Raw genomic sequence first — 8,795 nt, 5'->3', positions numbered from 1 at the left:
TAGCTATAACAGCAGTTGTATTGTCTTCAATTTTAATAATTAATTATTTCAATTACAGGTTTCTTTTAGCATATTTTCTTCTCTCCTTAATAAGTAGTTTTTTGTCTTCTACTGAAAGAAAATTTTTGAAATCATCATTATTGGGGATATTATCTTCTTTAGGGCCTATTGGTTTCTTTATTGTTTCTTTCTATTTAATTGAAAGGCCTATTTATATTGATGATTGCAACGGTTTGGAATTAAAGGGTAAAATATTAATGTCATCTATAGGTAATAGAGATCTTATATGCGCTGAAGGAAAAGGGAAAATAAAAGTTGAAAGGCCCTTTATTTTATGGGTATATGGAAAATATAACCCTGTTAAATTGGAAGATTATATTGAAATAGGTATAAGCGAAAAACCAAATTGTAAGGAATCAAGCTATTGTGTAGATTTGACAGAAAAAGATTTATATTATAGTATAAATTTTTTAAATAATTTAAGTAATGAGCTAAAAGGTGAAAAAGATTTATTGATAAAGTTAAACAAAGATTCATTAGCAAACATAGATCTAATAAATGTAATAAAGAAGTTGTCAAAAAGAATCAGCTTAGTTATTGAGATGAATGACTTTATTGATAAAGAATTTATGCAGAAATACAATGCAGCTTCATCAGCAGTTGTTTTTTGTTGCATAGAAGATCCAGAAAAGTCTTTAAACATAGCAAGGGTATTCTTAAAGGATCCTTACGACCTTGTTGAAATGCTCAAGCAAAATGCCCTTATATATCCGTCTTGTAATAATGGGTTCTTAATTTTAAAAATTTAAATCAATAATTAAATGTTTATTTGCATGAGATTTGTTGATAAAGAAGCAACAAACCTTTTAAGGCATGGTAAAAGATTTAAACTTCACTTTTTTATTACCATGCTTGCTAATGAAAAATCATTGTTAACCGGGGGGTTAACAATTAACACAAATCCTTCACTTCAGGGTTTCTAATTTTAAACCTTTCATTTGATAAGACCTTTCCCCTTTCATGATAAGACAGCGCTTCCCAATAACCATCTATGTATTTATCTGATATGTGAAGGGAAGATAACCATTTTGACCCCTTCCAGCCAAAAAGATCCGGAGAATAAATCCTAGCAGGAAAACCTGATTCTGGATTTAATTTTCTTCCGTCCATTTCTATTACAACATAAGTGTTCTCTAATATATCTTTTTCAATAGGTATTGTTGATGAGTAGCCAGATATGCTGTTAGCAATAATCCACTTTGAATCGCTCTTTAGTCCTGATAAATTTATTAGATCCAATAAATTAATCCCTTTCCATCTTTTTCCCTTAACACTCCATCCTGTAACACAATGAAAGTCCTTTTCTCCGATATCTCTTGAAAGCTCTTCTAATTGGTTATAAGTTAATTCTACTTCTTTTATCACATTCCCTTTTATGCTTAACTTGTATTTATTTAAATCAACATTTGGTACTTCTTCTTCAGCAACATAAATAACAAACCTCTGTATTTCTTTTTGACCGACAGGCTTTTCAAAAGAAGAACAATTCTTTTCTAAAAAAATTGGCTCCATCTTTTCTCCTTTTTCTAAGACTTTTCCTTTAATTAGTTCATTTTTTATATTTTCATTTAATTTATTTAATACGGAGGAAAACATTACTCCACTCGTGTTTAAAAAATACCCATTTTTTTCAACAATTCTTAATATTCCATCAAATTCGTTTATTTTGAACTTATGCAAGTTAAAGCTCCTTCCTATAAATTCTTTTTCAATATAGCTTCCAAGCCTGAAATTATAATCAAATAATTCATTTAAGGCATTGATTGATTCTAATGCAATGTTTTTTATATCATTAAAGTCTTTTATTTTTATTGACCCTCCACATTCAAAAACTATTGGTATGTTTAAGCCTTCAAGTAAATTATTATAATATGATTTGCAACCGCTTATTTCCATAATATTCACTCGAGCTTTTTATTAAATTTCAGTACTTTTTAACTTTAGCATGTATTAGTTTCCAGACCCTCTCTCCTTTATATTTATTAAAAAAGGTGGGAGATTATGATACTAGATAGAGTTCCTAGATATTTTAGGCCTTTAATAGGTTTAGCTGCAATATTTATTGTTATGTGGGGATTTAAAATAAAATTTTATTATAATTATGTATTGTATTTTTTACCGCTTTTAATTGCAATACCTTTTATTATGAGATTTAATAAAATTAAAAATGTAAAAAATGCAAAAGGCAACTATGATGCAATAGAATTAGAGATAAATGGGAGTAAAGAAGAAAAGGAGGAAACGGGTAAAGTTATATCTAGTATAATAAAGGATAGATCTAAAAGTAATATTATAAAATACGGATCTGTTTCAATATCATCGGGGGGATATACTAGAACCTTTGTAGCTATAGGGTCTAAAGATAAAAAAGAAGTAGATATTGAAAGAGAAGTGTTTAAGACTTTAATTTCTACTTCTTTTAAAAATGTTAGGATTAAAGAAGTAAATGATGAAGAAAAAGAAGGTTTAATAAAGGCAATTGATAATATAAGCCCTATAGGAAAAGGAGAAATATTAATAGCCCCTTCAGATAAAGGGATATCATTAAACGAAGGAATTTATATAGGGAAGACATTTGATAATGCATATAATAAAGAAGTCTACTTAAATGAAAATGATATAGAATCCCATGTAGCAATATTCGGTTCAACGGGAACAGGTAAATCTACAACTGCAGCTACTCTTGCTTATAGGGCATCAAATGTTTTTGATGTTTTAATAATGGATTGGACGGGAGAATTTTCCGATTTGATAGAAAAAGCAAGCATTATTTCTCCTGTAGAGTTTAATATAGATCCTTTTAAAATTGATGAGTTTAATAAAAGGCGTGATGTATTGATAGATTCTTTAAGCAACGGTTTAGGTTTGACAGAACCTCAGCAATATCTTTTAATGAAGGTAATCCAAGGAGAAAACCCTTCATCTATAGGAAATTTAATAGAAAAAATAGAGAGGTATAGCGAAGAGGCTAGGTGGGATAGAGACGTAAAAAGGGGTCTTTTAAGAAAAATAGAGGCTTTGAAAAATATAACGAATAAAGGCAATATAAAACAAACGCTTAGCTTAAATAAAGGAATAAATGTTTTGAGATTAGATGAAATAGAAAGCCTAAACGCTAGGAAGTCTTATGCATTACTCTTCTTAGCTATGATATATCTTAAAAGGAAAAGGTATGATAAGAAATTGTTAATAGTTATAGATGAGGCTCAAAACTATTTTGATAGCGAAGGAGGTAGCTTAATAGGACAGATTATGTCTCAATCGAGAAAATACGGGTTAAGCTTTGTCATATCAACACAATCGCCATCTTTGATACCTAACAGCGTTTTGCTCAATGCTAACACAAAAATTATACATGCATTGAGGAGCGCCAAAGATAAAGAGGTAATATACATGACTATGAGTTTAAGTAATGGATTAAATAGTCAACTAGATAAATTTGAAATTGGAGAGGCTCTATTGCAATCTTCCTCAATTCCCAATCCTATTATCGTTAAAATTGATCCCATCAACAAGGAAGGAAATAAAATTAACAAGATTCTCATCAAGAAGCCAATTGATTTTAATTCCAAAATCGAGAGAAGCAACCTTATTAAAGATAACGTTTAACGAGTCCTCAGGCTTTACGTTTGTTGTATCAATTTCAATAATCATATCATTATAATCATAAATATCTTCAGCTATAGTATTAAATGCTTCTGCTAAAACGTTTTCATAAATCTTTTTATTATCCCAACCCTTATTTTCTAGCCTTTTCATTAAAATTAAAGGGTTTGTTCTAAGTAATATTACAAATGCCGTATTTAAATAAAACCTATCATCATCAAGGAAAATATCCGGATAATGGGTAACAAGTATTGTTAGCCCATTACTTTCTTTAAGTATTTCTTCTTTCAATTCATCTTCCTTTATTACATAAGTATTTCTTCCTGTTTCATCAGGTAATACTAGTCCTTTCCTTATAGCAAATTCAGAGACCTCTATGTATTTGCAATTAATTTCATCAGAAAGTATTTTCCCTATGCTGCTTTTGCCAGTTCCGGGAGTGCCCGATATTATTATGAAATCTTTATTCATTTTTGTTAGCCCAAAGCCTTGATATTTCATCTTGTGGTGGGGAGTCTATATAATTTATTCTTTCCAAGTTTTTTAATATAACTTTTGGATTATCGCTAGGGTTTAAAACTCTCCCGATAATTGAATATTTTGTATTTATATTTTTTAAGGTTTTTTCAGCCTCTTCTTTTTTATTTGGGGGTATAGAGGCTAATATAGACCCACTGCTTATTAGTTTGGTGAAATCGATATCTAGTTTTTCTGATATAATTTTAGTTTCTTCCTCAACAAAGATTTTCCTCTGGTCAATTTCTATATCATGGCCAGATGAATATGCTATTTCATATAAACCTCCTAATAAACCTCCTTCAGTAGGGTCGTGCATGCTATTTACAAGCCTCTTATCTGAAAGTTCTAACGCTTGGTTCAATACGCTTATCCTATTTATGAATTCTGAAGCATTTTCTAGTATGTTTAATGGAACTCCTGATTTTATTGCATATTCCCTGAAATCTGTAGCAATAATTGCGCTCCCCTCAAGACCAGCCGGATTTATTTGGAATATTAGATCTCCTTCTTTTGCATTTTTAGTTGGTGTGTAGCAATCTTTGCAAGAACAGCCAATAGCAGTTCCAATAATTATTGGCGAAGTTAAACCAGGGGTAGATTCTGTATGGCCTCCTATGATTTCTATATTTAACCTTTTAGCTTCTTTTACAGCACCTTCTATAATGCTGTTTAGGGAAGAATATAACGAATTCTCAGGCATTAATATATCTAATATAAGCCATTTAGGTCTAACACCTGTTACGGCTAAGTCATTTGTAACTACATCAATAGCAAGAGAACCTGCATGATATCTAGCTTCAGTAATTGGGTCGGAGTGTATTGATAGAACACAAAATCCTAAGTCTATTAAAGCAGAGTCCTCTCCTATTTCTGCTCCGATTAATGTTGAGGCCTTTTTGAATGAATTTACATTATCTAATACGATTTCTTTTAATATATCTGAAGGGAGCTTACCGACCCAATTAGGCAAAACTTAACCCTCTAATACTCATTTCTCGCAATTTTTGTAGCATTAACCATGTTTATTAACTTTCCTTTAGCTATTTCTCTTGGCAATAGCTTAAGTCCGCAGTCCGGGTCTATATAGACTTTTTCAGGTCCTATGATACCTAATTTCATAAGTTTATCTATAGCTTCCTTAATTTCATTAACGCTCTCTATTTGTAAGGTGTGAACATCAACTACGCCATAACCAAGTTCTTTATTGTATCCATATTCCTTTAAATATGGCAATAATCTGAAGTCACTGTTCTTGAATTCTAAATCAAATTGATCAACTGGATAGTCCAATATGTAAGGTAATAGTCTTTCAAGCCTCCCATAGCATATGTGCACGATTCTCTTTGCATCCATTCCCTTAAATATGTAATCTAAAGCTTCTTTTAAGAGATCTGCCTCCTCCTTCCAAGGCCTTGTTGACAATGCTGGTTCATCAACTTGCACATATTTGGCTCCATTCCTTATAGCTTCCATCAATTCTTCTCTTATTATTTTGGCAAAATCCATTATAATTTCTTTCCTATCTCCATAAAAAAGATCAAAGCTCCATTCAAGCATAGTATAAGGACCGGTGATTATTGCTTTTACGGGCCTGCCATTACTTATTTTATTTGTATATAACCAATCTGTTATTATCATTTCTCTAACTCTTTCAAGTTTGTTAACGATAATAGGCTTTCTAAAGTAAACATTATCAAATATCCTAACCCAATCTCCTTCATTATAACCCTTAAGCCTTTGAGCAAAATATACTACCATGTCTTCTCTTGATTGTTCACCGTCACTTATTATATCAACCCCTGCTTCCAAATAATCTTTTACCACTTCATTTATAGGACCTCTAATTTTTTCGTGAAATTCCTCTTCACTAATTTCGTTTCTATCCCTTTTCTTTATTATTTCACTTGCTTCGCCTAGCTTTGGATAACTTCCAACAACTGTTGTAGGGAATTTCCTCGGAACTTCATAGCTCATTGTTTTTCAACCTCCTTTATAGGATTTATAAATTCTGCATTTAATTCGTTAGCTATTTTTTCCAAATAAGACCCTAATAAATATGTTTTCCTTATAGCAAAATTATATGGTATTACATCAAACCAAGTTGTAGTTGTAACCCCTATTTCTTCATTTTCCATTTTTATTATATTTATTAAAATTTCTTTTATTTTGCTATAGTCATCATCGTGAATCCTTCTAGCATCTATTAATCCTAAAACAGGTTTTTTATCTGAGAACCCTTGACTTTTTATTAAATCTAAAAACCTGGAAGGAGAATCCATGACATCAAGGCTCAGGTATTTAACTTTTGTATCAATTAATTTTTCATAAACTTCCTTTTTTGGTATATCAAAATAAACCGATAAGGTAGTTGGTATATTAACTCTTTTTACTATGTTTGAAATAAGATCTTTAGCTAAGTCTGCGTCTTCTTTAGTTATTTCATGGTCTGATAATATGGGCTCATCTATTTGAATTATACCTGCACCGGCCTTTTCAGCCTTTTCAGCTTCCATAGCTAATATTGATGAAATACTATACGCTAAATCTTCTTTTGACAAGCCGCTTTGATTTTTACCCATTAATACTAAACTTAAAGGTCCAGGTATAACTACTTTGATTGCTGAAGGATATGCTGCTTTGCTGTACGCTCTTATCCTTTTTGGCCAAACAAAGCTTTCTATGTCTGGTTCTGCTGTAAATACTGGTATCCTATAAAAGAAGTTATTATCAAAATATCTTAAGAGACCTGTTATAGAGACGTTTCTCCATGATTCGAGAAATGGTCTAAAAATATCATGAAAGTCGAGCATTCCATCAGTCACATACCTTAAACCGGATGCAACTTGAGACCCTATGACAGCACCTGAAATTAAAGCAATGTTTATTTCATGGTCTAAATAAGTAGATTCTCCTTTTTCTAAATCTCTCATTTCATGTCTTGCATGTATCGATCTTGGATAGCCGCCTAGAACTGCGCCCCATAGTTTGACCACATTTTTCACCTATGCTCTCTAAAAAGTTTAAAGAAATAAATTTTAAGGAATTGTATAGAATTTTATTAATAGCTGACCTCCTCCCCGCCCTGAAGGGCGAGTTTCCTGAGGTATCAAGGGTTACACCCCTTTTATGGTACTCTATTATCCCCCAAGCCGATCAGGAAAAATCGGCTCCCGATCCTCATGTTTTAAGAGTTGATCGGCCTGGAGTTCTATTTTATTACACTTGTTAGTTGGGGTAGATGTATACTCATGTTTCAGCGACGCATACCCCTTTAGCAGCTGTCTCAATTTTTAATAAGTTTCTAAACTTAAAAAAACTTTACCCCGCCCCTTCTAGGGGCGAGGTTTGTTGTTCGCTTTATTAATAGATCATTTGCAAGTGTTTTAAAGTCTAATTAAAATATTTAATATGGTGAAAAAAGTGCCCAAAATTAAGGGAAACGTATATATTGTAGATGGTCTAAGAACGCCTGTAGGAAAATTTGGCGGTAGCTTAAAAGACTTTCATCCAACTGATTTGGCAGCATATACTTTGACTTCATTAATAACCAGGGTAGGCATTTCGCCAAAGGATTTGGATATGCTTGTTTATGGCCATGTTATTAGGGCAGGAACAGGTATGGACACAGCTAGGCAGGTTGCTTTAAAATCAGGTGTCCCTGAATATATAGACTCTATGACTGTTGATATGGTTTGCGCAAGCGGTATGAACGCAATAATTACTGCTGCAAATTATATTCAAGCTGGTTCATATAATTTAATTGCTGCTGGAGGCATGGAATCTATGAGTTATTCACCATTCTTATTAGGGCAGAACATAAGATGGGGAGTAAAGCATTTGATTGGAAGCCAAATGAACCTGATAGACTCTATGGTTTACGATGGATTATGGGATGTGTTTCAAAACAAAATAATGGGAGAAGAGGCAGATATGACTGCAAAGGAGTACAAAGCTGATAGGGATTCTTTGGATAAAATATCTTATGAGTCTCATATGAGAGCTGCGAAAGCATGGGACTCAGGTTTGATGAAAGACTTTGTTATACCTTTTGAACAAAATGGAAAAACGATTTTGGAGCAAGATGAAGGGATAAGAAGAGATACGAGCATTGATAAGTTGAAAAAACTGAAGCCAGCGTTCAGCGGAGGATTTCATACTGCAGGTAGTAGCAGTCAAATAAGCGATGGAGCTGCTTCTTTATTAATAGCAAGCGAAGAAAAAGTTAAGGAAATGGGATTAAAACCATTAGCCAGAATTGTTGGATTTGCATTTCATGGCGTAGAGACATGGAAGTTCCCAGCAGCACCTTTAGGAGCAATTAGCAAATTATTAGACTCTATAGGATGGAGTATTAAAGATGTTGATTATTTTGAAAATAATGAAGCGTTTGCAGTAAACAGCTTTATATTAAACAAAGAACTAGGTATCCCTTATGAAAAACTTAATGTTCATGGTGGAGCAATAGCTATTGGCCATCCTTTAGGAATGAGTGGCGCTAGAATTACCTTAGAATTAATCAATGTGCTTAAGAAGCACGGAGGAAAAAGAGGAGTTGCATCAATTTGTCATGGGTTAGGAGGAGCATCGGCTTTAGCAATTGAAATTGTTTA

The 8,795-nt window shown here is 32.5% G+C and carries 8 protein-coding genes and 1 pseudogene; 3 read left to right on the top strand and 6 right to left on the bottom strand.

Going from position 1 to position 8,795, the window contains the following annotated elements:
* Positions 1-809, top strand: an 809-nt coding sequence (locus RXO53_RS06770; RefSeq protein ID WP_410713478.1) for a hypothetical protein, incomplete at its 5' end; no start/stop codon positions are given.
* 142 nt (positions 810-951) lie between these two features.
* On the opposite strand, the gene RXO53_RS06765 is transcribed toward RXO53_RS06770, so the two are convergent.
* The gene (locus RXO53_RS06765) at positions 952-1,956 is read right to left on the bottom strand and encodes a molybdopterin-dependent oxidoreductase (protein WP_410713477.1); all 1,005 of its coding nucleotides are present in this window, start codon (positions 1,954-1,956) and stop codon (positions 952-954) included.
* Between the two features lie 105 nt (positions 1,957-2,061).
* Between RXO53_RS06765 and RXO53_RS06760 the strand changes: the two are divergent.
* A pseudogene (locus RXO53_RS06760) lies at positions 2,062-3,198 on the top strand (ATP-binding protein); the annotation flags it as partial.
* A gap of 333 nt (positions 3,199-3,531) precedes the next feature.
* On the opposite strand, the gene RXO53_RS06755 reads toward RXO53_RS06760, so the two are convergent.
* From RXO53_RS06755 to RXO53_RS06735, 5 genes are all read right to left on the bottom strand, one after another.
* Positions 3,532-4,137, bottom strand: coding sequence for an adenylate kinase family protein (locus RXO53_RS06755; RefSeq protein ID WP_410713476.1), 606 nt, complete (start codon positions 4,135-4,137; stop codon positions 3,532-3,534).
* Positions 4,130-5,155, bottom strand: a complete 1,026-nt coding sequence (locus RXO53_RS06750; protein ID WP_410713475.1) for an AIR synthase family protein — start codon at positions 5,153-5,155, stop codon at positions 4,130-4,132. The genes RXO53_RS06755 and RXO53_RS06750 overlap by 8 nt, the downstream gene beginning before the upstream one ends.
* A gap of 11 nt (positions 5,156-5,166) precedes the next feature.
* On the bottom strand, positions 5,167-6,159 hold the full coding sequence (locus RXO53_RS06745; protein ID WP_410713474.1) for a methionine synthase: 993 nt from the start codon (positions 6,157-6,159) through the stop codon (positions 5,167-5,169).
* A complete protein-coding gene (locus RXO53_RS06740; RefSeq protein ID WP_410713473.1) occupies positions 6,156-7,178 on the bottom strand; it encodes a methylcobalamin--homocysteine methyltransferase in 1,023 nt (340 codons plus the stop codon). The genes RXO53_RS06745 and RXO53_RS06740 overlap by 4 nt, the downstream gene beginning before the upstream one ends.
* Positions 7,179-7,322: 144 nt before the next feature.
* Positions 7,323-7,472 (bottom strand): hypothetical protein, encoded by a 150-nt coding sequence (locus RXO53_RS06735; protein ID WP_410713472.1) that lies wholly within the window; start codon positions 7,470-7,472, stop codon positions 7,323-7,325.
* 121 nt (positions 7,473-7,593) lie between these two features.
* Here RXO53_RS06735 and RXO53_RS06730 point away from each other — a divergent pair.
* A partial coding sequence (locus RXO53_RS06730; protein ID WP_410713471.1) for a thiolase family protein occupies positions 7,594-8,795 on the top strand: 1,202 nt, incomplete at its 3' end.

Origin of the sequence: Caldisphaera sp. (assembly GCF_046536515.1) — an archaeon.
In the GTDB taxonomy this organism is placed as follows: Archaea; Thermoproteota; Thermoprotei_A; order Sulfolobales; family Acidilobaceae; genus Caldisphaera.
This window is presented reverse-complemented; position numbering and strand designations above follow the sequence as displayed.